We start from the raw sequence: 25,477 nt of genomic DNA, 5'->3' as shown, positions 1-25,477 counted from the left end.
GATGGTGGGAATCGAACCCACATTGTCTTTTTAAGAGACACCATTTATGTATGCTGAACCTGTTGGGGTACGGTACAGTTATATCCCTCTAAATCTTGTTTTTCAAGGGGTGCTGAGTGCGTCCAGTTGGGGTGCTGGTTGTTCGGGAGTTTTCCCTTCTTGAACAAAGATCGTTAGAACGATCGCCATTAGCATCAGAACCAGTAACCCTAATGGAGGTTTATTCGATTGGATTTCGTTTAAGAAACGCTCCTGACCGCACTTGAGGCAAACGTAGTGATCTAGGTTTTGGGTATTGCGAACCCAGGGACAAATTTCGTTACAGTTTGGTGTTTTCATGGTTCACCTCTGGCGATTCTTGTTTGGGAGTAGATTGTCCAAAGCCGGCGGTTCAGGAGTTGAGAAGATTTAAACTTTACCCATAAACCGCTTCAGGACGGATAATAATGTCACCACTAGGGCGGCGATCGATAACATAGTCATTTAAGCGATAAACTCCAACTTCAAGATGACGTGCAATTCGATCCTTGAGGACTGTATCATTCATACTACCGTTAATTTCTAGTTGGGTTTCAGTCACATCATAGGAGCGTCCTTCAAATCGAATATGTACCATCTTGACACCTCCTTTGGGGATTACAAAAGAAATCGACGTTCTAAAAAATAGATGGATATAAGTTGAGTTTTGGTTTGTAAACTCTCCGATGGCTTGCTTGTTCGAGCCGGAGAGTTTGATTGATTCGGTGGATCTTTTTTGACTGTTTTCGACAGTCGTTGATACAATAGGAACACTGTTTTGACTCCTAAACAGTCATTAACAAACCCTTAAAGAAAAATTTCGGTTATTCAGTTTTCAAGGTTCAACAGCAAGGGTTCAGGTGGGACACATCTGACTTCCTTGCTCTCTACATTCACTATACTACACAGCATAATACAAGGATGTCAAGGGTTATGGCAAAAAAATTTTTGTATGGCTCTATCGCTTTAGCTAAAAAGCTTTGCCTATAAGGGTTTGAAGATTATGCTTCGCGCTAGGCAATAGGCAATCGGTAATACAGGAGAATGCCATCTCGCCTTGCTATAGACTGCGAAGTGCTGTTCTAGAGTACACCGTGACCGTTTCGTATAGTAGAGAAAAGGAGAGTTAGGACATTTTCTATTGCCTATTGCCTATTGCCTATTGCCTATTGCCTGTTGCCTATTGCCTATTGCCTGTTGCCTGTTGCCTATTGCCTATTGCCTGTTGCTTGCCTGTTGCCTTAAACCATCATCTAACTGTCCGAACCAACTCCTTTTCTGCTATACATATCGTTTCCTGTTCCTGAGCCTCCATAGATCACTTGTTCAGCAAACCCTAGATAAAAAAACCACAGCTTTTTAGGCTGTGGAACAATGGAGTTGAGTTCATGCACGTGAGATCAGAAGAAGATTAGCCACCAGCAACTGCGGGGACAATGCTTACTTCATCCCCTTCGTTGAGTACGGTTTCAGCTCCTTGTAAGAAGCGAATGTCTTCTTCTTTCACATAAATATTTAAGTAGCGGTTGATTTCTCCACTCTCTTTGCGGATGCGGTTTTTAATGCCTGGATAGCTCTTTTCTAAAACATCAATCAGTTCAGAGACAGTACTAGCTTGGAGTTCTACCGTGGGCTGATTATTGGTGTGCTTTTGTAAGGTAGTAGGAATTAAAATTTTAACCATGATTGCAGTGTTTATCTGTTTGAGATTTGGAAATACGGGGGAGAGTATTCCCCCATTCCGGGTTTAATGACTGTTTGGGCTAAGAGTTTAGACCAATACTTGTTGCCATTCTAGGCGATCGAGGGTGCGCGCCCTCTCCATTGCCCGTTCAAAGCTTTCTAGATTTGCGTCAATGGTGAGGGGTTCGCCAACATATCCTTGAACGGCTTCTTGAGTTTTCAAGCCGTTGCCGGTAATGTAGGCGACGGTGGTTTCATCGGGGTCAATTTTACCGGCTTCGACCAGTTTTTTGAGGACGGCGATTGTGGTTCCGCCTGCGGTTTCGGTGAAGATGCCTTCGGTTTCTGCTAAGAGTTTAATGCCGTCAATGATTTCAGGATCGGTAACCGATTCGATGTTACCATTGGTTTTGTGGGCTAAATCGAGGGCATAGATTCCATCGGCGGGGTTACCAATGGCGATCGATTTGGCGATCGTGTTGGGTTTGACTGGGGCGATAAAGTCCCGTCCTTCCCGGAACGCGGAGGCGATGGGAGAGCAGCCTTCGGCTTGAGCGCCACTAAAGCGTACCGATTTATCTTCAACTAAGCCGACTTTGATAAATTCTTGGAAGCCTTTGTAAATTTTGGTGTAGAGGGAACCGGAGGCTAGAGGGGCAACCACATGATCGGGCAGTTGCCAACCGAGCTGTTCGGCGACTTCATAGCCTAGAGTTTTGGAGCCTTCGGAGTAGTAGGGGCGCAGGTTAATGTTGACGAATCCCCAGCCGTAGGTATTGGCAACTTCGCTACAGAGGCGATTGACTTGATCGTAGTTGCCTTTGACGGCCATGAGGGTGGGATTGTAAATTAGGGTTCCCAATACTTTACCGGCTTCGAGATCGGCAGGAATAAATACGCAACAGTCTAAACCGGCATGGGCTGCGATCGCCGCAGTAGAATTCGCTAAGTTTCCGGTACTCGCACAAGATACGGTGGAAAACCCTAATTCTCTCGCTCTTGATAGGGCAACCGAGACCACCCGATCCTTAAAACTCAGGGTCGGCATGTTTACCGCATCATTTTTAATATAAAGATTTTTGAGACCCAATTGCCGCGCCAAGCGATTCGCCTTCAGAAGAGGAGTCATCCCTGTACCCACATCAATCACGTTATCGCTCAGTAGAGGAAGGAACTGACGATAACGCCAAATGGAGTTGGGGCCGGCTTCAATAGTTTCACGGCTAACTTGCTGGCGCAAATGGTCATAGTTATAACTTACTTCTAGGGGGCCAAAGCATTCTTCACACACATGCTTGGCTTCGAGTTTATAGGTTGTGCCGCACTCTTTACAGACTAACTTTTCACAGGCAGCTTGGGAACTCTGATTTAGGGTTTCAGTGGCAAGGGTCATAAGCTTTGTCTTCCTCTTTGTTTAACGTGCGATTTCTGATCCTCGATTGGCATCGTATCACCGGGGGTCAAGGGTCGTCAAATAATCCCGACTTTTTTAGTCGGAATTAACAAAGCCTATAATTAGCAAGCATTTCAGACAACAGATGGGTGCAGGTATGCCACACTAGGACAAAATGAAAAAAATAAATTTTGGATCATGGACTTTTCTAGAACCAGACAACAGTTCTATCAGGAAATACAGCAACCAGAAGCCTCCATCTCCCTAGCCAAGGCAGCCCTTTACATTGCTGCTGAAGCCTATCCTGAACTCAACCCGGTTGAATACCTACAACAACTCGATCGCATGGCAGCAGAGATCCAAAGCCAGCTACCGAGTCAGCGCTATCCCTTGCGTGTTATCCAAACGATTAACGATTATCTGTATGAGCAGCTCGGTTTTCGAGGGAATACCGAAGACTATTACGATCCGCGCAATAGCTTCTTAAATGAAGTCCTTAACCGACGTACGGGTATCCCTATCACCCTGGCTTTAGTCTATTTAGAACTTGCCCAACGGCTAGAATTTCCTATGGTGGGCATTGGAATGCCGGGTCATTTTTTGATTCGTCCTGATTTTGAAGAGGTAGGAATTTTTGTTGATGCCTTTGATCGAGGAGAAGTCTTATTTCCTGAAGATTGTGCCAAGCGGTTAGCCCAGATTTATGGACAACCGATAGAATTAAAACCTAAATATCTAGCCCCTGTCAGTCCTCGACAGTTTTTAGCGCGAATGCTGACGAACCTGAAAGTGATTTATCTGCACAATCATCAAATCGATCGCGCCTTGGCTGCCATTGAACGGATTTTATTGTTATTTCCCCAAGCGCCTATGGAATTGCGCGATCGCGGTTTAATCTCCTATGAATTAGGCAACTGGAGTTTAGCCACCCAAGATTTAGAAGACTATTTGTACTATCTCCCCCAAGCCCAAGATAGAGTGATGATTCGACAAATTTTAGCCAAAATGGAAGCCAATCAGGGATAATGGAGCAAAATGAACCTTAGCTCAAGAGAGATCCCAACCCTGAGTTTCAGCACGAGTGAGCGATCGCCCCCATTTCAAATATTCTGTTCTCGTCGCTTCCAGAATATGCTTCATTTTTACCGGTTCTTCAGCATCAGCAGCTAAAAAGGCTGCATTTAGCGCGATCGATTTAATATTTCCGCCGGTAACATCCAATTGTCCCAATTTCTTAAAATTCAAGCCCTCCGTCGGGGTTTGCTTGGGAAAAACACGCTGCCAAATTTGACTGCGCTCTGGCGCTTTGGGATAGGGGAAATTAACAATAAAACGTAGGCGACGTATAAAGGCTCGATCTAAGTTATCCTTAAAGTTAGTGGTTAAAATCGCTAATCCTTGATAGGCTTCCATTCTCTGTAACAAATAACTCACTTCAAGATTGGCATGGCGATCGTGGCTATCTTTAACTTCCGTGCGCGAACCAAACAGGGCATCCGCTTCATCAAAGAGTAAAATACCTCCCCCCTTTTCTGCGGCATCAAAAATACGGCGTAAATTCTTTTCTGTTTCGCCAATATACTTGCTCATTACCGCACTTAAATCAATCCTAAATAAATCTAAATGTAGTTCATGCGCCAACACTTCAGCCGCCGTCGTTTTGCCTGTGCCACTGGTTCCGGCAAATAACGCCGTTAACCCCAACCCGCGCTGATTTTTGGCCGCAAACCCCCAATTTTGATAGACGGTTGCCTGTCGGCGCACATGAATCAGAATTTGCTGCAAAAGCCCTTTTTCTCGCTCCGGAAGTACGAAGTCTTCCCAAGTCGTTCTCACGTCAATACGTTGCGCTAATCCTTCTAGTTCCGGTCTGGCTTGCAACCGACAGAACTCCCAAAGTCTCTCACTGATGACTTTAGGAGATAAATCGAGCTGCGATCGCACGGCGGCACTCGCTGTTTCAATCATCATTGCCGATAAGCGAAATTGAGCCGCTAAGGATGACAAATATGACTCTAAATCTTCTGGATAATCTTGCCATGCCTTTTGCCATAGTCCCAGTTGTTCCCCATATTGCAAGGCTTCTACATCAAAGGTAACAGTATGGGGGAGGGGCAACCGTTCATCGGTAGCAACGAGAACTGGGACTTGAAGAGACTGTAAAAAGGGAGACAAAAGTGAGGGGCGGCTTTCTGCTGTTTCCGATTCATTCACCTCTACCCATAACAAACTCGGTGAAAGGGCACACCAGCGCTGCCAACGCATCACTAACCGTTGCAGATTCTGCCGCTCTTTGGGAATAGCATCACTGGGTAGACGATAGAGGGGAAACTCTAAAGATTGGCTAATCTGGGTAGCAATTTCCCCTTGTAACTCTCTCTCTGGAGTACACAATTGGATAATGGGTTGACTCTTTAAAGCCCCTTGAAACACTGATACGGCTTGATCGATAATGTTCTCATAGGAAGGTTGCAGGATAGTTGTGGTTAACATTGACACAGGAGTAATAGTTCCTGTCAGGATTGGATCGTGATAGGACTCTCCCATCAGATAGTGCAAAATAGCTTCGTCAATTTGTAGGGAAGTGCGAGGAAGTTCTGGAGTGTTTGCATAATGAATCAGTTGCCATTTTCGCAGGGGACGAGCTTCAGTTAATGCATCCCAATGGGGTTGGGGAAAACACTCTAGAGCCAGTTGAAAGGTAAGATAGTTCTGTTCTGGATCATTGTGGGCGATCGCCAGTAGATCGGGAAAATGGCGATCGACGGCTTGGGCAACACAACAGAGGATAATACTACATTCAAATAGAGATAGGTCAAAAGTTTGACGTAAACGTCTAAGGGGTACAGACTTTTCTATACCTTGGCAAATTTCTTCTCGGTCTTGGTGTGGATGGAGAAAACCAGAACTTTCTTTACCTTGCCGATCCGCGATGTAGCGATCGAGCAAAGAATGAATGGTGGAGATAGCTCCAACCAGGCAATCAACCATATCATCCTGAATATGGTCTGGTGTAGTTGCGATCGCCCAATCCCGAAGCTTCTTTGGCTGATGATAGATTCCTGTGGAGTGGTTAGCCAATAAGGTCATTCTCCAAATTTTAGGTTACATCTGCACTGTTAATAGTAACACGACGATGATGGGCTAATCGTATCGATCAGCTCGAAGATTTATCATCAATTATCGTGTTATAAATCTTCTAGTTGATCGGACTGTGGATCGGCATTTAACGGTATAATAAAGGGTATAAGATCTAGTTTGGCTAAAATTATGAGTCCTCATCGCCAACAATACCGTACTCGCCGCGCTCCTCGTAGAGTCGAACCCGAAAGCCATGCACCTCGGTTCACCGGGCCCCCAGGACTTCAGCCAAAGGTGCAAAGGAAACAGAACAAAGAGCTACCCCAATGGCAACCCCAAGGTCATGGACAAAGCAACCTACTGGAGAGATTGGGAAAAGCCGCAACAGTGCAAGCGAAGTTGGAGGTTGGACACAACTTGATTGCCCATGAATTGACCCAGAACCTAAATAGGACTCAGGCTTCAGCTCCCAGTGTGCAAAGAGAGAAAGAATATGAAGGAGAGACTGAAGGGATTGAAGTAGAAAACCCTAGTTTCCATCAGTTGGTTTTGAAAAGAAACAAAGATCGTGGTGTTATTGCTGAAGTGATTACCAAAGAGGAGGAAGAAGTGATCGCTGACCTAACCACGGATATGGGATCTAATCCATATACGATCGAAAATAGAACTAGACCTGTAATGTCGCAGGATCAGGATGGGATCAGTCAGAGAAAGGATGCCATGGCATTAATGAAAGGTCAGATTGAAAGCGCGGGAGAAGGTTCGACACTGAGAACGGGAAAAACAGATAAAGAGAAATATACAAAAAGCACTGGAACAAGTGTGCAACCCGCAGAAACGGATGCACTTAAGCTCCAGATTGTACAGCCTTTGCATAAAGTTGTTCCCAAAGGTGGAGAACCTCGACCAGGGGTTCAAATTACAAAAGGTCTGAATATGGAGGGACTAATAGCACAGGCGGAAGAAAGAGTTGGGGTTTTTGATCAATACAAAGGTGCTAAATGGATGGATACATACAGCGCTTATAAAGAGTATTACCTTCAGGAGATTAAAAAGGAAGAACATGCTGAATCAGCTCCAATTTTTGCAATGTTAGCATCATTTTTGCACTACTTCATGAGAAGAATTGACTTTGGGATTAATTTTTATGGATTCAAAGCAATATTTTCGGTTGAAGAGGGAGAACAAGGATTAGGAAGAAAAGGTGTACGAAAAGGAGAGTTAATTTATCCCCCTTCTTTTGTCTCTCCTGCGGAGAAAAACTCATGGGGGGTTTTACCAAAGACCCCTCCTGGACACTGGCTTAGTGAATTACCCAGTAAGGTCAAGTTGGAAGTAACAACTGCGCTGAGAGAACTGCCAAGTGTTAATGTGTGTGGGGCACTCAACCCTACTGCATGGAGTTGGGCATATAGTGAATATATTTTGGGGAAACAAGCGGTTGGTGGGCACGAAGTTCCTGCATTTAAAATTGCGGGTAGGAAAGGACATGCTTTTGAACATCGTACAGCCAGTCAAGAAGATCGTCAGCGTTATGAAGTTGACGAGCAGGAATAATGAGTAAGATCGTAACTGTTGAATCTCGACATAAATCTTGGTATTTAACTACCTACCTCAGTTAGATTAGAAAGCTGTGACATCCCAGCCTTTACAAAAGAGCGATCGCCGCTCTTGTAGGGTGCGTTAATGAAATGTAGCGCACCCTACGATTTTGATCTAAACCCCAATGCTCCACACTCCCTTTCCGGTTACAGTATCCTAGGTAAAGAAAAAGAGAAACCAACCCAGCCAAGAGAACATAGTGCTTATGAAAACCTTGCGATCGCCCCATTGGGGTCACTTAGTGGGCACATTAGCCCTAATGATCCCCATTGCTCTAGGAATCACTCGCCTACCGGCTGCCTATTCCCAAAATAGCCAAAATCGGGCTATCACTTTGCGAGCAGACATCCAAGAAGCCAATGCTAGAACCGGTGTCCTTACCGCCAGGGGTAATGTACAAGTCCTCTATCCAGCCCGCAATATTCAAGCGACAGCCGCCCAAGCTCAATATTTTAGCCGCGAACGGCGGATTGTCCTGAGTGGTAACGTCTATGTTCTCCAAGAAGGCAATAGCATCAGAGGAGAAACGGTTACTTATCTAATTGATGAAGGTCGTTTTGTCGCCCTACCCCAGAGCCAAGGGCAACAAGTCGAAGCAATTTATATTGTTCCGGAATCCACCGATAACGCAGGTAATCCGGCTCCCCTACCCCCAACTCCCGATTTGTAGGGTTACGCGCTAGGGAATAGGGAATAGGTTATGGGTTCTATATGAGTCAGGAGTACAGAAGTTTTCTGTACAGATACTTTAACCCGATCTGGTATAGTTAATCGGTCGGTGCTGGCAATTCAAAACAAGTTTTATGGGTAAATATTGTGAAGTTGGTATTGGATAACGTTCATAAATCCTATGGACAACGAATGGTGGTTAATCGCGTCTATCTCTCTGTAGCACAAGGAGAAGTTGTGGGATTACTTGGGCCCAATGGAGCTGGAAAAACCACCACCTTTTATATGGGAACCGGCTTAGAAAAACCCAGTCAAGGTAAAATTTGGCTCGGCGATCGCGATATTACCGCCCTCTCTATTTCCGAACGCGCTAAACTCGGTATTGGCTATTTGCCTCAAGAGGCGAGTATTTTTCGCTATCTCACCGTGCGTGAGAATATCTTACTGGTTTTGGAACAAACCCAAGTCCCGCGCCGGGAATGGCACTGGCGCACGGAAAAACTGCTCGAAGAATTTCGTCTACAAACCGTTGCCCAGACTAAAGGGATTAAGGTTTCAGGAGGAGAGCGCCGACGCACCGAATTAGCTAGAGTTCTAGCGGCGGGTAAAGATGGGCCTAAATTTCTCTTTTTAGATGAACCCTTCGCTGGTGTCGATCCGATCGCCGTCTCCGAAATTCAAACCCTCGTCGCCAAGCTGCGCGATCGCCATCTGGGAATTGTGATCACCGATCACAACGTCCGCGAAACCCTCGCCATTACGGATCGAGCCTACATCATGCGCGATGGGGAAATCCTTGCCTCTGGTAATGCGGAAGAACTCTATGAAGATCCCAGAGTGCGACAATATTATTTAGGTGATAATTTCCAACGGTAACCTCATCCTTAACTCCTAACCGCCTATATGACTTCAAGCGTTTCTCAGGAAGACATCAAACTCCAACGCCCCAAATTTTCCCTCGTTTCCGTTATGGATCGGTATCTGATCCAGGAACTGATTTCCCCGTTTCTCTTTGGACTCGGAGCCTTTACTTCCGTAGGAGTGGCGATCGGTACCGTCTTCGATCTCGTCCGCCAAGTGAGTGAAGCCGGACTCCCCGTGGCGATCGCCCTCAAAGTCTTTTTTCTCCAACTGCCCTACTTCATCTCCTTCGCCATCCCGACTGCCCTCCTTCTCGGATGCATCATCGCCTACAGTCGCCTCTCCAGCGACAGCGAGCTGATCGCCTTGCGCAGTTGTGGGGTAAGCCTCTACCGTCTCCTTCTTCCCACCCTCATCTTTAGTATCTTTCTCACGGGTATTACCTTCACCTTCAATGAACTCGTTGTTCCTGCTGCCAAACGAGAAGCCACCCTCACCCTAGAGCGAGCGCTCAAACAAGAAACGCCTCTACAAGAGGCAATGAACATCTTTTATCCCGAATACCAGCGCAAAGAACTCGCTGATGGGAAAAGAGTACGTGTTTTAACCCGCCTATTCTATGCCGAATTTTTCGACGGCAAAGAAATGAAAGGACTGACTATCCTCGATCGATCCCAATCCCAATTTAAACAAATCATCATCTCCGAAGCCGCCTCCTGGAACCAAGATGAAAGTACCTGGGACTTCTTCAACGGCACGATCTACGTCGTCGATCAATCCGGCTCCTTCAAAAATATCGTCAAATTCGATCGCCAACAACTCAAACTTCCCCGCGCTCCCCTCGATCTCGCTTCCATTGGGACAAACTATGAAGAAATGAACATTGCCCAATCCCTCAACTACCTAGAAATTGTTAAAACGAGTGGCGATCAAAAGCAAATTCGCAAACTGCAAATCCGCATTCAACAGCGTTTCGCCATTCCTTTTGCCTGTATTGCCTTTGGCTTAATGGGAGCTGCCCTAGGGACTCGTCCCCAACGCACAGCCGGACGAGCCACCGGTTTTGGCATAAGCGTTTTAATTATCTTTAGCTACTATCTCCTGATGTCTGTGGGTGATGCTCTCGGCTTAAGCGGAGCGATGCCTACCGTCATAGCTGGATGGTTACCCACCCTATCCGCCTTCAGTGTAGGGGTTCTACTCCTCTGGCGAGTTGTCCGCTAGGGGAAGAAAGATGTAGGGATCAAAGACGTGGAGACGTGGAGATGCAAAGACACAGAAACCCTGGGAATAACCTATTCCCTATTCCCTAGCGCGAAGCACTAGAGTTAAGCCACAGAAGATTGATTAGATTCTACTTCTGCTGGTTCTAAACTGACTGCTTTAGTTTTCTGTCCTTGATAGCGGTAGGAATAATAACCATGGAAAGCAGCATTGATCATTTCTCTTTGATCTGAAAGAGATAATTCAGCCGATTGTACCGAAAACCGCTTAAACCAATCTAAGAGCGATCTTTCATCTTCGGTTATGTGACCATCATCATGTAAGCAAGCCATATACAGCAATGTTGTATCTGGACTGAGCAAACTGTCGATCATCATGTGATAGGGCGCTTTAGATGCTTTAAATTTACACCCAAGAATTTCTAGTTTTTTTTTGTCTTCAATACTTAACATGTTTATACCTCTATTGAGTTATGTTGCACCTGGATTGAGCAATCTTACGGATTGTTAATTTTTGTGTTATTTTAGCAATTTAACTTTGTGAAAATTGTGTTATTCACTACTATTTAATCCAATATTTAATCCAAGTGTTACGATCCCTTGAATGATTCAATTATCGTAATTCATTGCGGTATCTCCGTATTTGTTTATGTATTCTTAATCTTCCTGGAATATTTGTGAAAACCCCCTAGAATTCTACGTAATTAATTTATTTTTGTCTGTGATTTAAATCAAACCAGCGGATTCATACAACCGACGCAAAATGGCTAGGATTCTCTGTCCATATTGGGGATCAGCCGACCAACGGCCACTGAGTTGACCAATCAAAGGAGCAATACCACGGGTAACAAATCGAAATCGGGGAGCCACTAATTCTTGGACTAAAGGTTCCGTACTCGCGTAGGCTTTGAGTTGTTGAATTTGTGCCCTTACACCGATCCGAGCGCTAGGAAAGGATGCACCCGCAGCATTCCCCCCCACATCCCCTAAACCAGCAAAATTATTCTGATTGGGTTGAATTTCTCCGCCAAATCTTAAGAACCCAGTTTCTAAACACATTTGGGCAAAGGCAATATCATAATTGACTCCTTCAATGCTTCCTTCCTCTCGATAGAGACGAGGCAGATCGGGAAATTGTTGGAGTCCTTTTTCATCATTAGCCTTGAGGAACATCATCAGTTGAACTTCAGTGGTTTTACCGTGGCCCATAATCCGGTCTAGCTCACCCGGACAGAGCTTCAAAATCGATCGCAAAACGACAGTCCGAGTTGCGTTTTCCCAGCTTACAGAAATGTTATAGTCTCGTAGCTCGATCGCCTTAATATAAACAATGTTGCGATAATTAATCCGGCGTACATCGGGGTCCTGGCTTAAATCAATGCCTAATTGGTCAACTAGATCAATGGGAATATAGGAGTTTCCGTTAATAATCATGCCTTCTTCCCCGTAAATTTGACCATTTATATTAATGTTGATGGGGGGATAGGTTGGGGATGACGGAGTGGGTGAAGGACTGGGCGCAGGACTCGGAGAAGGATTAACCCCACGGTTCCAAGCCGATAGGCCATCGGCGATTCCCAAGGCCATATCCCGGCGACGATTTTGCAGGAGAGCGCGGTCTTCTGGGTTGGTAATTAACCCAACTTCCATGAACAGCGAGGGAATATAAATATTACGAATAAAAGCGAGTCTACCTAAACCACTATTACTATCGGGTTTCGCGCCTCTGGTGGGGAGTTGGGGAACGCGACGCAACAGAGCTAAGAGCATTAATTCGGCATGGGCCCGGCGTTCTTCGTTATTGGCGATGTAAAAGACGCTGGCTCCACGAACGGAAGGATTATAAAAGGCGTTAGCATGGATTTCGAGAGCAATATCTCCAGAGCGAGCGCGACTATTGATCCAAGTAATGGTTTGCGCCTCGCTGAGGTCATCGGGAACGCTGAGAACTTCGAGATTGCGCGATCGCAATTCGGCCACGACTAAATCTCGCAGTTGGATCATCTCCCGCGCTTCCGTGGTTCCTCCGGCGATCACCCCTGGATCGCGCATTCCGTTTTCAAATCCTCCATGACCTGCAGATAGAAAGATTCTTCCCATAATCCTTTACGTTCTCTATTGCCACTAAACTGTGAACATTATCGTTGGTTTTGCCAGCCATGAGTACCCCAAGACTCCATCCAGATACGATCGAAGAGATTAAACAACGAGTTGATATTGTTGAGGTGATCTCGGAACGGGTGGTTCTGAAGAAGAAAGGACGGGAGTTTGTGGGGTTATGTCCATTCCATGAGGAAAAAAGTCCTAGTTTTACCGTCAGTCCCACGAAGCAGATGTTTTATTGCTTTGGCTGTGGAACGGGGGGAAATGCGATTAGTTTTCTGAAACAGTTGGATAATAGCTCGTTTTCGGAGGTGGTGCTGGATCTGGCGCGGCGCTATGAAGTGCCGATCCGCACGTTGGATGTTGAGGAACGGGAAGAGTTTCAACGCCAGTTATCACTTCAGGAACAATTGTATGAGGTGGTGGCGATCGCCGCTAGTTTTTTCCAACATGCCCTCCATCAACCGGAAGCACAGGAGGCAATGTCCTATTTGAAGGAGCAGCGAGGCTTATCTGAGGAGACGATCCAGGGGTTTGGGTTGGGATATGCACCGGCTGGATGGCAGACCTTATATCGCTATTTGGTGGAGGTTAAGGGCTATTCGGTGAAGGTCGTGGAGCAAGCGGGGTTGGCGATCGAGCGTAAGTCAGGAGCGAGTTATTATGACCGCTTTCGCGATCGCCTGATGATTCCCATTAGCGATGTTCAGGGACGAGTTGTGGGGTTTGGGGGGCGATCGCTCGGCGAAGCGCAACCCAAGTATCTCAACTCTCCAGAAACGCCCATTTTTGATAAGGGCAATCTATTATTTGGCTTAGATCGGGCCAAAAAAGCCATTTCTAAGCAGGATCGGGCGATCGTAGTTGAGGGCTATTTTGATGCGATCGCCCTCCATGCCGCCGGTATTTCCGAAGTTGTTGCCTCTCTGGGAACAGCGTTAAGTGCATCTCAGGTGAAAAAGCTGGCACGCTATACCCCCTCTAAATCCATTCTCCTTAATTTTGATGCCGACCAAGCTGGAACCACCGCGACAGAACGGGCGATTTCTGAAATTTCCGATTTGGTTTATCAAGGCCAAATTCAACTGAGAATCCTGAATCTTCCCCAAGGCAAGGATGCCGATGAATTCCTGAAATCAGCCGGGAGTCCAGAACCCTATTTAGACTTAGTCCAACAAGCTCCTTTATGGCTCGATTGGAAAATTGAACAAGCCTTAAAGGGAAAAGACCTCAAAGCGGCCGATCGCTTTCAACAGGTTGCTCAAGAATGGGTGAAACTCCTGAGTAAAATTGAAGATCCAACCACGCGCACCTACTACATTAATCTCTGTGCCGAATATCTTAGTCAAGGAAATAGCGATCGCCTCAAGTTCATTGCCGAAGACTTAGTCAAACAGATACAACGCCTGCGGCGCACCCCCAAAACCAAGACCCCTCCCAAAATTCCCAAAATTGAGGTCAAGATTACCCCAGAAGACCGCTTGCTGTTTGAGACAGAGAGCCTGATTTTACGCATTTATCTTCATGCACCGGAGGCAAGAGAGTATTTTTTGCAGATTATGGGCGATCGCAATCTCCTCTTCCAATGTGCCCCCCATCGGTTTCTCTGGTCGCAAATTGAAAGTTTACGGGAAAGCCTACCTGTAGATTCTTCGGATTTAGTCTCTAAACTGCAAGATGGAGTCGGGCAATTTCCCAATTATAGTACTCAATTTCATCCCTTACTTTATTTGCAAGAAAAGCATCTTTCTGATATCCAAAATCCCATTTTATCGATTAACAAAGCAGCCTTAACTTTAGAGCAAATTTTGTGTGGTAAGCGCAGAAGTTATGCTGCCGAGCGCCTGGCTAAGATCGATCCTCAACTCGATCCGCGAGGTTATGCATATTTCACCGAGCAGTTATATTACAATAAGCAGCGAGAAAAAGAATGCGAGCGGCTACGAAGTACCACAGTTACTGAATTAGTCGCCAGGAGTTGAGGAAGTAAGGGGACTCCATCCCCCTATCCTCCTATCCTCCACCCACAATGGTAACGATTTCCAGGCGATCGCCCTCTTTCATCTCAGTGGTATCCCAAAACTGGCGATGGAGAATTTCGCCGTTATATTCCACAGCTACCAAGCGCGGATTTAAGTCTATGGACTCTAAGAACTGGGGTAAACTCATGCCTGTAGTACAAGCTTGGGATTCCCCATTGACCTGTAAGGTTACGTCTGTCATATTCACAACCTCTACCCCCTCACTGCTTGAGGCTTTTGAATTGCTTTCATCGTTTCCATCCGGATCAATTGGGAGAGGAAATATTGGGTCACCAGTGTGGGTTGTTCTGCTTCCATGATCGCTCGCACGACAGCAATGCGATTCGCACCTGACTCTAGCACCTCATTAAAATTATTCACATCGATGCCACCGATCGCAAACCAAGGAATGGGACAATGTTGGGCTGCATAGCGCACATACTCATGGCCAGCAGCCGCCTTATTCGGCTTCGTCGGAGTCGCAAACACCGGCCCGACACCGACATAATCTGCACCTTCGGCGATCGCCCGTTTCATCTCTTCCGGGTTCGTCGTCGAACGGCCGATAATTTTCTGGGGCCCCAAAATTTCCCGTGCTACAGCAATGGGAAGATCCTGTTGTCCCAAATGAACCCCATCCGCATCCACTGCCAACGCCAAATCTACGCGGTCATTAATCAAGAACAGAGCGCCATAGCGATCGCATAATTGCCGCAACTTCTGAGCCAAAACCAGACGCTCCCCATCCTCTGTATTCTTATCCCGATATTGAATCAGTTTCAGCCCGCCTTGCAAAGCCGCTTCGGCCACCTCCAACAACTCCGGCATTGGAGAAGTCACCAAATACAATTGCGCCTCTAAAAGCTGCTGATGGCGACTATAGGCCATTAATTGGCTCTCCAGAGTATACACTCGGTAGCGCATTTGCTTACACACTCGGCCCATTTGCCGATCTTCGAGCTTGCCATACTCCTCTAGAACTCGCAGTGCCTCCTCAACCCGGCATAAATTGGCCTGGAGCAACTGATGAATCGTTCCTCGATACTCTTCCCGTTCGTGGGTTAACTGGGTTCCCGGATCGTCTGGTGTATTCCGAGCTGCCCGAATTTCTGCTGTATGCCATTGGGCCAACTCCTGGCGCAACCGCTTACACTCCTGGGTCAGATCTGGGTTATTCAACCCAAACCGACACCATTCCTCAATAATCCGCAATCCTTCCCTGGCGCGGTCTAGATTGGCATCTAAAATGCGATAGATAACAGATTTTCCCATAACTTGACCGTTGTATAGCTCCGCCATTACCCCGTTTTGATGATTCACCATTAGGATATCCTGCCATATAGCGCGAAGCGCTGGTAATAGGTAATCTCAAGTCTGGATAATCAATGTCTTTTTATTGTAGCTGATTATACTGACTTGAGATTAACCCCCAGAAGAGTATTTTGATCAAAATGTTCAACCTTGGCTTCAGCAAAAATAATGGGAGATCGCTGGTTTTACCCCAACTAGGGAATCAGCTCGCATTCAAACATCCGATTAGCAATTTGTGGAGCAACACGATTAATAAATTCTTCGCGCACTTGTGGATTGTTCCGCAGCATTTCTATTGCTTTCTTTTGCAATGCAGCTTCCGGGCCTGTAGCCTGACTCGGATCGGTAGACTTTATTTGTGATAAATCTTCGCAAGAGGAATTGACGAATTTTTGGGTAACTAGATTTGTCGCAACGTCCATTAGCATTTCTTGAGAGGGTTGAGGCTGGGATAATGACGCACAACCATAGAGCAGAGCAAAGGTAGATACCCCACTAAAGATGAGCAAAGATAAATGCTGTTTCAATTGGACTTTCATGGCGATCGCCTCTATACATATATCGAAAACACTATCGTAAAGCACTGTAAAGGCAGATGCCAACGAGGGCGCGATCTTGCTCTGTCTGGAACCCCACCTCAATGTCATTACAAGAGCAACTGAGAATCATAGCTTATAACTCAGAAATTCAACAACAACTTACAGCTATCGATCGCGAATTTAATGGAGTTGAATGGGATGGTTTGGCTCAAAGATGACGATTCATAGAGGGGAAATTTATTTGGTTAATCTCAACCCAGTACAAGGGAAAGAACAAGCCGGAAAGAGACCTGTTTTAGTGCTTTCTGTAGACAATATTAACCAACTCCCTTTAGTGGGAACTATAATTGTAGGGACAAAGGGAGAACATAATGCGACCCATCGCTAGTGCGATCGCAAACTTATAGTCAATTCGGTTAACAGTGAGACACTAAGAAGCACAGTAATTACAAATTATTTTATCTAAAGATGTTCCTTCCGAGGCATACATCCTCGCTCTTTTTAGGGCACTAAAATCATGCTCTATATCATTCAGTTCTGGAGAATATTTCGGTAAGAATACAACTTGATGACCCTCTGATTTTACTAATTCTTTTATTGCCTTTTTTCGGTGAATTGGTGCGTTCTCCATAATTAATATTGATGCCATTACTAATGACGGCAACAAGTACAGCTTTAGCCCTCCTTCAAATCCCTCCGCATTTAGGCTTCCTCTCAACAACATTGGCGCTAGTAAATCCTTTACGTTTTTTCTTCTTCCCGCTACTAGATTTTCTCGCATCACCCGTTTTCCTTGTTGGTCTCCATACAGTTTTTCTCCTCTCTTTGACCACCCATAACGGCAACTTTCTATCTCGTCAAACCCTGATTCATCAATGAATACCAGGCTTTCTATTCCCTGGCTTTTTATCACTTCTTCCAGCTTTGTCTTATATTTCCTTCTTTCTTCTTCCTCTCTTTCTCGATACCTCAGTTCTTTTTTTTTCGAGTTATCTTCATTTTCCTCAATGCCTCACACAGTGAGCTGGGATAGACTCCAATTTTTTTCCCTCTTTCTACTAAAAGAGTCTCCGGATTTTCGGCCACATCTTTTTCCACTTCCGACCAATTGAGTTTGCGATTTCGGCGTTTGACTTTCGTCCCTTTCAGATTCGGACGAGCTAACCATCTGTATATTGTCGCCCTTCCAATTCCAAATATTTCCGAGGCTTTCTTAATTTTACCTCCCTCTTCTATATATTGTATAACTTTTTGACGAAAATCCAGGCTGTACTGCATTTTGCTAACCTCAACTTACTCTCTTCAGTTTATCTCATTTATGTTTCACTGTTAACCGAATTGACTATAGTCTATTTAACAAGCCAATAATCTTATGCGATGATTTCATTAGGCAATATCATCTTGACTCAATAAACTATGGCTAGTATTACCCTAGAAGTTGATGCGGAGATAAAAGCAGCATTTGAACGGGCGAATCCCGATATTCAAAAACAATTAAGCGATCTCGTTAAATTATTATTGCGCGAGCAGTTATACAGCAAGAGCTTAACTGAGGTGATGGCGGAGATTTCTGACAAAGCACAACAGAGAGGCTTAACGTCAGAAATTTTGCAAGAGATTTTAGCGGGTGACAATGACGAATAGATTGGCAATCGAGAGTAACCTGGAAATTCTGCTGATGCACTTACTCAACTATCAATATCAACCGGAAAAACAGACGAATAACTGGCGCTACACCATTTACGAACATCGTAAACGACTCAAGAAAGCGTTTAAAGACAGTTCCAGTTTACAAGGATAACACCTGTCAGGATAAGGAGGTAAAACGGGCTGGAAAAGCCGATTTTCCGACAAGCCGTTGGTGGCTGTCAAACCTACTTTGTTCGACGATCCCACTCTGCTTGAATACCTTCTGTTAGCTTCCACACCCCTAGTTGCTTTCCAGCCCATTCAATGCCTTTAAACCCATCTACAGTAGTCTTGGCAACGAGATCGATAGGTCTTAACTCTCTCTCTAAAACAATGTATTGACCTCGATTGCCGCGAACGCGAAAACCGGCTTGATGGAGTTCATCAATAGTATGAGCAAAAACCGAGCAAATGTACTTTTTCTGTTTGTCATTCATAGATTCCATTCTAAATGCTAGCAGTCCTCCTGCACCTATCAATCCTCCAACGACTGCTAGCTGTTCTATATTATCTTGAAGCCAATCAGCAAAGTCTGACACGACTTGGATATCGGAACTCTTTCCATCCTCTTTTTGGTTGGAGATTCCCTTAATGCCCATATACGTCACCAATGCAGAAGCACCTGCTGCTAATATTGCCCCCGGAATTTCTTGCTTCCACTGAGCTTCGTACTCTAATCGAGCATTGAAGGTCTGAAAAACATCTTTTGATAATTGACCTTCAACTAAAATGAACTGGCCTGACTCAGTGTTTGGCTCATCAAGAGGGTGTTGGTTCGTGTAATTCTTGACAGCAAGCTCGAGTTCCTCAAGAGTATATACAACAGTAACTCGCTCGGCAGCAACAAGATGGCCTTCTTCTGTCAGGTTCTTACTCCAACATTTTCGACAGAAAGGTTCGAGAGGTTCCATTTCCGCCTTACACGCTGGATTTTTACAAAGAGAAATTGTACTATTGTCCATTATTTTAATAGTTTTGGTTAAAAACTAAAAAGTTATTCAAATTATAGCTCGATAATAGAGTGGATCTAGGGTGTCATGAGGGGCAATTTAGCTCAAAACTCTTGTCCTGCAAGACTTTCAACCCTAAAGAATAAAAATGCTAGTTGTACCCCTTTCGGTTTAGGGAGTTTCACAACACCCATAAAGACTGACATTAGCACAAGCGTTATGGAAACCTTAACCGATCGCTCTCTTCTACCCGATCTCTACGATCGCGACTATTACCTGTGGTTGGAAACGACATCACAGTTATTGCGAGATCGCAAACTGGAGGGCATCGATGTGGAGCATCTGGCAGAAGAATTGGAAGATATGGGTAAAAGTGAGAAAGGGGCGATCACGAGTAACCTGGAAATTCTGCTAATGCACTTACTCAAGTACCAATATCAACTGGAAAAACAGACGAATAGCTGGCGCTACACCATTTACGAACATCGGAAACGACTCCAGAAAGCGTTTAAGGATAGCCCCAGCTTACGCGGATATTTTGAGCAAGTGTTTGACTCCTGTTACACGGAAGCGCGAACGATGGCAGCTCTAGAAACGGGAATGAACAGGGATGATTTTCCAGAACTGTGTCCCTTTGCGATCGCCGAAACCTTGGATAGCGACTATTGGCCAGAGAATGAAGTATAGAATGGAGAATTAAGTTATGGAAGGCGATCGCGGATGGAGAGGCGATCGCGAAGGAGCAGGATAGGAGATTTGGAGTCAGCCTGACTCGGTTCCACCTTGGGAGTATCGGAAAAAGGGATAATACCTGTCGGTAAAAGGAGCTTTCCTGACACCCAATAACCCTGATTATGATACACCCCCTCCCCTCGCCTAGTGAAGTTACAATGTAGAAGTATCTGCTGAAAAGCACGACCGGGACAACCCTCTAGCGAAATCCTCTCAGAGTAACTCCACGCCAATGTCCATGTAGTGCCATTAACAAGGCAGAGGTATTGTCGTCTTTATTGGTCATTGCTATGCATGTTTTATTCGTTAATCTAGATGCTATCCGGCGGACTAAATCTGGATTAAAATACATCAATGTTCCCTTTGATCAAGAGCCAATCCCTAGGAGTGCAAATGTGCTTCAATCCTATGCTAATCAAGGCTTCTCTATCTATGGGATATCTAATCAAGGAGGTATTGAATGTGGGTATAAAACCCTTGATTCAGCGTTCAAAGAAATGCAGGTTACTCTAAATATATTTCCTCAGATTAATTCAATCTTATTCAGTCCTTTGATTAATGGGACTGTTTGTTGGGTTGTTTCTCGGTCTTCCCCTCCTCGCGGGTTTACCTGGATACCTAATACCAGTCAACCCATGTGGGTCAATGGCCAATGGGTCTTCCCTAATCAACTGTTTGCCTATGGGGTAGTTGGCGAACCTAGGGTTCGTAATTTTCGCAAGTCTTCATCTGGCATGATTGATTTAGTTCTTTCTCAAAGGGGTATTCCTTACCATCAGGATAGTCTGATGATTGGGAATTGCGATGGTGATGCCTACTGTGCCAACAGTAGAGGAGTTACCTTCATTCCTGCTTATAGCTTGCTAGGTGTTGGAGAGTAAGAGTTTGACAACCTTAACCAAAAGCTGATGCTGTATCACTCGCCGAGTGTCGCTCGTGCAGTTGCTCCTCCTCTGGCCCCCATGTGCGGTTGACCCTGCGTCCCTGTTGCACGGCTGGCCGGGAGGCAATGTCCTCCGCCCACCTCATCAGATGAGTATAGGACTGTACCTCTAGAAACTCACTTGCATCGTAAAGCTTGCCCAAGGTCAATGCCCCGTACCAGGGCCAGATGGCGATATCGGCAATGGTATAATCCTCACCAGAGATATACTGCTTGTCTGCTAACTCCCGGTTGAGGACATCAAGCTGACGCTTGGTCTCCATGGTAAACCGGTCAATGCAGTATTTAATTTTCGTCGGTGCATAACTATAAAAATGCCCAAACCCACCCCCAACATAGGGCGCTGAACCCATCTGCCAAAAGAGCCAGGATAGGCATTCTGTGCGTGCAGCAGCCTCAGTGGGTAGGAACACCGCAAATTTTTCCGCCAGATAGAGTAGGATAGAGCCAGATTCAAAGACACGAGTTTCTGGGGTTGTGCTGCGGTCAACCAGAGCAGGAATCTTAGAATTGGGATTAATGGCGACAAAACCACTGCCAAACTGATCTCCCTCCTGAATTTTGATCGGATAAGCATCGTACTCGGCTTCAGAAATACCCAGGGCCAACAATTCTTCGAGCAGAATAGTTACTTTTTGACCATTGGGTGTGGCCAGGGAGTACAGTTGTAGGGGATGACTGCCTACCGGTAATTCTTTCTCATGGGTAGGCCCGGCAATGGGACGATTGATTTTTGACCAAGTTCCGCCACTGTCGGTATCGGGTTGCCAGACTTGGGGAGGAGTGTAAGGAGAGGGAGTGTCCATGGATTATACAGCGCTTTGCGCTGGGGAATAGGGAATAGGGGAATAGGGTTGTGGTATATGGATTTGAGGATTTAAGCTTGTGTTTCATAACAGCCCAAAGTGCTGTATCAATAAACAATTAACAACGGGTCTGGTTTGGGGCAAGTTGGCTCTAGAGAAGCTAATCATATCAACTCTGGCTAAACTCTTGTCATTGCGATCTCCAAGATTACCGAGATGATCAAGATTGCTTTCTGCTGCGCTTTAACTGTTTTCATAGCGGTTCTCTCTTCTATAGAGTACAGCTTAAAGCCTTAGAAACCAAGCAATACAAGCTATTGCCTATTGTCTAGCGCGAAGCGCTATATTACTTTTCTTCAATTTTAAGGGGCACTTTTTCCAGCTCTGGCAACTTGACCAATTCTTCTTCCATTTCCTCTTGCTCAATGCTCACCGGTAACATCAATGGTTCTGATTCTTCTTGTATCAAAGCACTGGCGACGGGTAAAATTTGTTCTAAGTCGTCTTGAGGTCGAGGAATAATGTAAATGGCATGAAGTTCTCCAATCCGTTGAGCTTCATAGACTCCAGATTCAATAGCCATGGCTACATCAGCCACTGAACCCCGGATAATTGCGGTACAAAGTCCAGAGCCAATGGTCTCAAAAGACATCAGTTCCACATTGGCTGATTTGAGCATGGCATCGGCCGCACCCACCATGGGCGGAAAGCCAACGGTTTCCAGTAATCCTACCGCTTGACGGCTATATCGGTTTTCTCGGTTATGAGCCGTCACTTCCATAAACTGGGGATTAATGGGAAAAATGACTTCCAGATTGGGTAAAGGTCTAGGAATGACGCTACTGCTGACCAGTTGATCGGGGCCAAATTCCTTAGCTCTTTCCGCGCCATATTCTACGGCTAATCGAATATCTGCGATTCTTCCCCTGGCGATCGCCGTACAATATCCATTACCAATCTTTTCAATGCCCACCAAAACCACTTCTGCCGCCTTAATCATGGCATCGGCAACCGCAATTACAGCCGGAAAGCTCCGGGTTGACACCAAACCTAATGCACTTCCATTGAGAGTATCGAATCTACTCATGCTCTTGACTTGAGAGGGATATCCATCATCTGCACTCCTCTACTATTAGTATAGAGGCCCAATGGTGGAACTCCATCGATTTATTTACCATTATCCTCAGAAACTGGAGAATCTTGTATATTTCCATCCAATTGTTGACGATGGGGAAACAAGGTCGCCATTAACCGTTGCAGATGCTGCTGCCCATAAACCGGGGAATTGACCGATCTCGAAGTCGGGTCTTCTGTCGAGGAATCTGTAGATGGTTGGTCTGAGTTAGGAGTATCCAGGTTACCGTTTGTACGAGTTGTGGGTGGATTAGCAATTAAATTACGGGCGATCGCCGAATGAATCGAAGCTTGAGTTGCCGAAGGATTAGATTGAGGCACTTCACCTGTAATTTTAGACTCTTGAGCTTGAGGTTTAACCTCTGGTTCAGGTTCAACTTCAGGTTCAACTTCAACTTCAGGTTCAGCCTCGACTGGCTCCTCCATCTGCTGATTCTCCGTTTCCGAACGTCCCTGGTCTCCCAATAACGAACCTGGAGGAACCACCTGCTCTGACTCCACTGAGCAATTAAACACGGTTGAAACCGGGCCTATACAAGCTCTAGCGCCAATGGTTCCCGAACCCACCACTAAGACTCCTGCGCCTAAGATCGCTCCTTCCTCAACCCTTAAGGTTCCCCCATCAGCATGGAGAACCACCCCCATACCAATACAAGCACCTGCGGCGATCGCAATCCGACTTTCAGGATTGGCAATCAGTGCCACACCAGGAGCTACCACTGCGCTAGGGTCAATGCTCACCTCCCCATCAATACAAGACTTTTGGTTATGAAGAGGTTGCCAAGGCATAACCGCCATAATACTATTGAACCTCATCGTTGCAGCACATTTTTAGATCGAACCTCAGTCCGAAATCCACTCCTTGGAGGAGAAAAACCTCCCCCATTTTTTCCGTCTGCTGATTCTCTTCAGTACATTAGAGACCTTGCATCAGTTGACAGCTAGTCAATTGTAATGCAGTTATCATAATATTTTTATGACTATTGCTAGCCTGACTTCTGCAAGAAGTCCATTCAATCCGGACTTACGGTCGTTGAATCACCGATTCAGCTACGCGCCGTTTCGCCGTCGTATCGATGCCCAACATCCGTACATATTCCCCTGCATGTTCAGCTAGGCAAGCTTCCAAACCAGCGATCACATCTGACTCACGGCTCGATTCAATTGGGGTACAGCTCTGCCAAGATCCCGTTTTATAGCGCCGTTTATCCGCATGTTCCGTACCAATCTTGTAGCCTTGGGCCAGCAAGGCACGCACTTGCTCGATCGCCTCCGGACTCAATGTTCCAGAACCCACTGCTACCGGACGACTGGCGCGAGTGACTGGAGCGGCGGAACTCGCAATACGAGAGGTGCCATTACTGCTGGGAGGAACTCTACCATCGGGTCGTTGAATCACTTCCTCTGAAACCCGGCGTTTGGCATTGGGGTCAACCGCAATCAAGCGTACATATTCACCTTCACACTCTCTCAACACCGCTTCAATGCCATTCAAAACGGCTGTGGGACTGGTTCCTGTAATCGGAGCACCGGTAAGCCAGGAACTGGTACGGAAGCGTCGTTTATCCGCATGTTCTGTTGTAATTCGGTAGCCTTGCTTAACCCATTGTTCCACTTTTGAGTTCAAATCAGCAGGCACACCTGCACCATTGGAGGATGAACCATTTTGACTGGCCGGAACTCTTGAGGTGGCTGGAGGGCTGGTGCTAGGAGTACCGGGTTGATCGCCTGGTTTTTGAATAATTTTTTCTAGGACACGCCGTTTTGCTTTCGGATCGATACCAATCAGGCGCACATACTCACCCCCATGCTCTGCCATACAAGATTCAACTGCTGACAATACGGCTGTAGTATTATTTGAATCGATTACTGGGCAGCTCTTCCAAGAGCTAGTCCGGAAACGGCGTTGATCGGCATACTCTGCCCCGATTTTATAGCCTTGGGCGAGTAAATTTTTAATTTGGGTTACGGTTTCTGAATTAAGAGTTGTCATATTGCTTTGTACTTGACCATTACTAGAATTGCCCGATAAATCACCCGATTCATCACGAATGGGCGTAATACATTCGATATTGTCGGCACATCGATACCCAGCTCTGAGAGCATCATTAATACCGACCACATGGCTGGCAAAGGCCACATCACCTTTTTGCACATCTGGCAGGCGATCGGCCTGCTGTTGATTGGTAATCACCGATCCAGAAGGCACATACTTTCCTGGAGGGATTTCCACATCTTGGATCAAAGCGTGCATCATAACAATGCATCCGTGACCAATTCTGGCGTTGAAGACTGTAGAGCGGAAACCAATAAAACAATTATCTCCCACGTAGGCTGGCCCATGTACCAGCGCCATATGGGTAATAGAAGAATGATTACCAATCCAAACGGAATACTTCTGGCCATCATCGCCAACCACTCGGCCTTCCTCTAGACCATGGATGACCACACCATCTTGTACATTGGTATAATCCCCAATATAAAAAGGAGCGCCTTCATCGGCTCGGATAGACGTGCCGGGCGCTACTAAGACGTTCGTTCCAATATGGACATCACCAATTAGATTCGAGAAAGAGTGGACATAAGCACTACTATCAATTTGCGGTTCCGCTAAGTCCTTCGACCAAGGGGTGGGGGGAGCCGCACTGCTCCGTGTCTGGTTAAGCACAACCATAATAATGATTTTCCTCCTATAGCGATTTTGTCTCTGGTGTCATGG

At 45.8% G+C, this 25,477-nt stretch carries 26 protein-coding genes and 2 pseudogenes; 11 read left to right on the top strand and 17 right to left on the bottom strand.

Translation table 11 applies throughout. From position 1 onward, the window contains the following. Nucleotides 1-102: 102 nt before the first annotated feature. The 4 genes from J7529_RS05120 to thrC form a co-directional block, all read right to left on the bottom strand. Nucleotides 103-339 carry a hypothetical protein gene (locus J7529_RS05120; protein WP_318728100.1) on the bottom strand — a complete coding sequence of 79 codons (237 nt, stop codon included), beginning with the start codon at nucleotides 337-339 and terminating at the stop codon, nucleotides 103-105. 76 nt (nucleotides 340-415) lie between these two features. Further along, nucleotides 416-616: a hypothetical protein gene (locus J7529_RS05115; RefSeq protein WP_271940176.1), complete on the bottom strand. Its 201-nt coding sequence runs from the start codon at nucleotides 614-616 to the stop codon at nucleotides 416-418. 813 nt (nucleotides 617-1,429) lie between these two features. Then, a complete protein-coding gene (locus J7529_RS05110) occupies nucleotides 1,430-1,705 on the bottom strand; it encodes a MoaD family protein (RefSeq protein ID WP_413038812.1) in 276 nt (91 codons plus the stop codon). An 84-nt stretch (nucleotides 1,706-1,789) separates the two neighbouring features. Beyond that, complete coding sequence (gene thrC / locus J7529_RS05105; protein ID WP_318728098.1) at nucleotides 1,790-3,094, bottom strand: threonine synthase; 1,305 nt, start codon at nucleotides 3,092-3,094, stop codon at nucleotides 1,790-1,792. Between the two features lie 198 nt (nucleotides 3,095-3,292). Here thrC and J7529_RS05100 point away from each other — a divergent pair, with 198 nt between their 5' ends. Further along, nucleotides 3,293-4,120, top strand: a complete 828-nt coding sequence (locus J7529_RS05100; RefSeq protein WP_318728097.1) for a transglutaminase-like domain-containing protein — start codon at nucleotides 3,293-3,295, stop codon at nucleotides 4,118-4,120. 21 nt (nucleotides 4,121-4,141) lie between these two features. Here the strand turns inward: J7529_RS05100 and J7529_RS05095 are convergent, their stop codons facing one another. After that, the gene (locus tag J7529_RS05095) at nucleotides 4,142-6,184 is read right to left on the bottom strand and encodes an ATP-binding protein (RefSeq protein ID WP_318728096.1); all 2,043 of its coding nucleotides are present in this window, start codon (nucleotides 6,182-6,184) and stop codon (nucleotides 4,142-4,144) included. Nucleotides 6,185-6,469: 285 nt separating this feature from the next. On the opposite strand from J7529_RS05095, the gene J7529_RS05090 reads away from it, so the two are divergent. From J7529_RS05090 to J7529_RS05075, 4 genes are all read left to right on the top strand, one after another. Then, nucleotides 6,470-7,732, top strand: a complete 1,263-nt coding sequence (locus J7529_RS05090; protein WP_318728095.1) for a hypothetical protein — start codon at nucleotides 6,470-6,472, stop codon at nucleotides 7,730-7,732. Between the two features lie 250 nt (nucleotides 7,733-7,982). Next, nucleotides 7,983-8,447 (top strand): LptA/OstA family protein, encoded by a 465-nt coding sequence (locus J7529_RS05085; RefSeq protein ID WP_271940320.1) that lies wholly within the window; start codon nucleotides 7,983-7,985, stop codon nucleotides 8,445-8,447. 146 nt (nucleotides 8,448-8,593) lie between these two features. After that, nucleotides 8,594-9,322 (top strand): LPS export ABC transporter ATP-binding protein, encoded by a 729-nt coding sequence (gene lptB / locus J7529_RS05080; protein WP_271940170.1) that lies wholly within the window; start codon nucleotides 8,594-8,596, stop codon nucleotides 9,320-9,322. Between the two features lie 27 nt (nucleotides 9,323-9,349). Then, a complete protein-coding gene (locus tag J7529_RS05075; RefSeq protein WP_271940169.1) occupies nucleotides 9,350-10,531 on the top strand; it encodes an LptF/LptG family permease in 1,182 nt (393 codons plus the stop codon). Between the two features lie 104 nt (nucleotides 10,532-10,635). Here J7529_RS05075 and J7529_RS05070 read toward each other — a convergent pair whose 3' ends face one another. Together J7529_RS05070 and J7529_RS05065 are read right to left on the bottom strand one after the other, a co-directional pair. Further along, nucleotides 10,636-10,983 (bottom strand): hypothetical protein, encoded by a 348-nt coding sequence (locus J7529_RS05070; RefSeq protein WP_318728094.1) that lies wholly within the window; start codon nucleotides 10,981-10,983, stop codon nucleotides 10,636-10,638. A gap of 273 nt (nucleotides 10,984-11,256) precedes the next feature. Continuing rightward, entirely contained in the window at nucleotides 11,257-12,630 is a 1,374-nt protein-coding gene (locus J7529_RS05065; protein WP_318728093.1) for an N-acetylmuramoyl-L-alanine amidase, read from the bottom strand. A gap of 59 nt (nucleotides 12,631-12,689) precedes the next feature. On the opposite strand from J7529_RS05065, the gene dnaG reads away from it, so the two are divergent. Beyond that, nucleotides 12,690-14,615, top strand: a complete 1,926-nt coding sequence (dnaG, locus tag J7529_RS05060; protein ID WP_318728092.1) for a DNA primase — start codon at nucleotides 12,690-12,692, stop codon at nucleotides 14,613-14,615. Between the two features lie 31 nt (nucleotides 14,616-14,646). Here the strand turns inward: dnaG and thiS are convergent, their stop codons facing one another. The 3 genes from thiS to J7529_RS05045 form a co-directional block, all read right to left on the bottom strand. Beyond that, nucleotides 14,647-14,856, bottom strand: a complete 210-nt coding sequence (gene thiS, locus J7529_RS05055; protein ID WP_271940165.1) for a sulfur carrier protein ThiS — start codon at nucleotides 14,854-14,856, stop codon at nucleotides 14,647-14,649. 11 nt (nucleotides 14,857-14,867) lie between these two features. Then, nucleotides 14,868-15,953: a thiamine phosphate synthase gene (locus J7529_RS05050; RefSeq protein ID WP_413038811.1), complete on the bottom strand. Its 1,086-nt coding sequence runs from the start codon at nucleotides 15,951-15,953 to the stop codon at nucleotides 14,868-14,870. Nucleotides 15,954-16,159: 206 nt separating this feature from the next. After that, on the bottom strand, nucleotides 16,160-16,567 hold the full coding sequence (locus tag J7529_RS05045) for a hypothetical protein (RefSeq protein WP_318728090.1): 408 nt from the start codon (nucleotides 16,565-16,567) through the stop codon (nucleotides 16,160-16,162). Nucleotides 16,568-16,718: 151 nt separating this feature from the next. Here J7529_RS05045 and J7529_RS05040 point away from each other — a divergent pair. Next, a pseudogene (locus tag J7529_RS05040) lies at nucleotides 16,719-16,874 on the top strand (type II toxin-antitoxin system PemK/MazF family toxin); the annotation flags it as partial. A 60-nt stretch (nucleotides 16,875-16,934) separates the two neighbouring features. Here J7529_RS05040 and J7529_RS05035 read toward each other — a convergent pair. Further along, nucleotides 16,935-17,782, bottom strand: a pseudogene (locus J7529_RS05035) (IS630 family transposase). Nucleotides 17,783-17,920: 138 nt separating this feature from the next. Between J7529_RS05035 and J7529_RS05030 the strand changes: the two are divergent. After that, complete coding sequence (locus J7529_RS05030; RefSeq protein WP_318728088.1) at nucleotides 17,921-18,148, top strand: hypothetical protein; 228 nt, start codon at nucleotides 17,921-17,923, stop codon at nucleotides 18,146-18,148. Then, nucleotides 18,138-18,305 carry a DUF29 family protein gene (locus J7529_RS05025; protein ID WP_318728087.1) on the top strand — a complete coding sequence of 56 codons (168 nt, stop codon included), beginning with the start codon at nucleotides 18,138-18,140 and terminating at the stop codon, nucleotides 18,303-18,305. The genes J7529_RS05030 and J7529_RS05025 overlap by 11 nt, the downstream gene beginning before the upstream one ends. Nucleotides 18,306-18,378: 73 nt before the next feature. Here the strand turns inward: J7529_RS05025 and J7529_RS05020 are convergent, their stop codons facing one another. After that, on the bottom strand, nucleotides 18,379-19,155 hold the full coding sequence (locus tag J7529_RS05020) for a hypothetical protein (RefSeq protein WP_318728086.1): 777 nt from the start codon (nucleotides 19,153-19,155) through the stop codon (nucleotides 18,379-18,381). Nucleotides 19,156-19,362: 207 nt separating this feature from the next. Here J7529_RS05020 and J7529_RS05015 point away from each other — a divergent pair, with 207 nt between their 5' ends. Then, the gene (locus J7529_RS05015; protein WP_318728085.1) at nucleotides 19,363-19,830 is read left to right on the top strand and encodes a DUF29 domain-containing protein; all 468 of its coding nucleotides are present in this window, start codon (nucleotides 19,363-19,365) and stop codon (nucleotides 19,828-19,830) included. A 14-nt stretch (nucleotides 19,831-19,844) separates the two neighbouring features. On the opposite strand, the gene J7529_RS05010 is transcribed toward J7529_RS05015, so the two are convergent. Then, a complete protein-coding gene (locus J7529_RS05010; protein ID WP_318728084.1) occupies nucleotides 19,845-19,982 on the bottom strand; it encodes a hypothetical protein in 138 nt (45 codons plus the stop codon). Between the two features lie 288 nt (nucleotides 19,983-20,270). Here J7529_RS05010 and J7529_RS05005 point away from each other — a divergent pair, with 288 nt between their 5' ends. After that, the gene (locus J7529_RS05005) at nucleotides 20,271-20,756 is read left to right on the top strand and encodes a hypothetical protein (protein WP_318728083.1); all 486 of its coding nucleotides are present in this window, start codon (nucleotides 20,271-20,273) and stop codon (nucleotides 20,754-20,756) included. A 13-nt stretch (nucleotides 20,757-20,769) separates the two neighbouring features. On the opposite strand, the gene yghU is transcribed toward J7529_RS05005, so the two are convergent. The 4 genes from yghU to J7529_RS04985 form a co-directional block, all read right to left on the bottom strand. Further along, the gene (yghU, locus tag J7529_RS05000; RefSeq protein WP_318728082.1) at nucleotides 20,770-21,624 is read right to left on the bottom strand and encodes a glutathione-dependent disulfide-bond oxidoreductase; all 855 of its coding nucleotides are present in this window, start codon (nucleotides 21,622-21,624) and stop codon (nucleotides 20,770-20,772) included. Nucleotides 21,625-21,970: 346 nt separating this feature from the next. Next, on the bottom strand, nucleotides 21,971-22,711 hold the full coding sequence (locus J7529_RS04995) for a BMC domain-containing protein (RefSeq protein WP_318728081.1): 741 nt from the start codon (nucleotides 22,709-22,711) through the stop codon (nucleotides 21,971-21,973). An 80-nt stretch (nucleotides 22,712-22,791) separates the two neighbouring features. Then, nucleotides 22,792-23,547 (bottom strand): hypothetical protein, encoded by a 756-nt coding sequence (locus tag J7529_RS04990; RefSeq protein ID WP_318728080.1) that lies wholly within the window; start codon nucleotides 23,545-23,547, stop codon nucleotides 22,792-22,794. A 235-nt stretch (nucleotides 23,548-23,782) separates the two neighbouring features. Next, complete coding sequence (locus tag J7529_RS04985; RefSeq protein ID WP_318728079.1) at nucleotides 23,783-25,432, bottom strand: ribulose bisphosphate carboxylase small subunit; 1,650 nt, start codon at nucleotides 25,430-25,432, stop codon at nucleotides 23,783-23,785. Nucleotides 25,433-25,477: the final 45 nt, after the last annotated feature.

The sequence above is a fragment of the Roseofilum sp. Guam genome (assembly GCF_017746735.1).
GTDB lineage: Bacteria > Cyanobacteriota > Cyanobacteriia > Cyanobacteriales > Desertifilaceae > Roseofilum > Roseofilum reptotaenium.
Note: the sequence above shows the minus strand (reverse complement) of the source record. Positions and strands in the feature narration are given on the sequence as shown.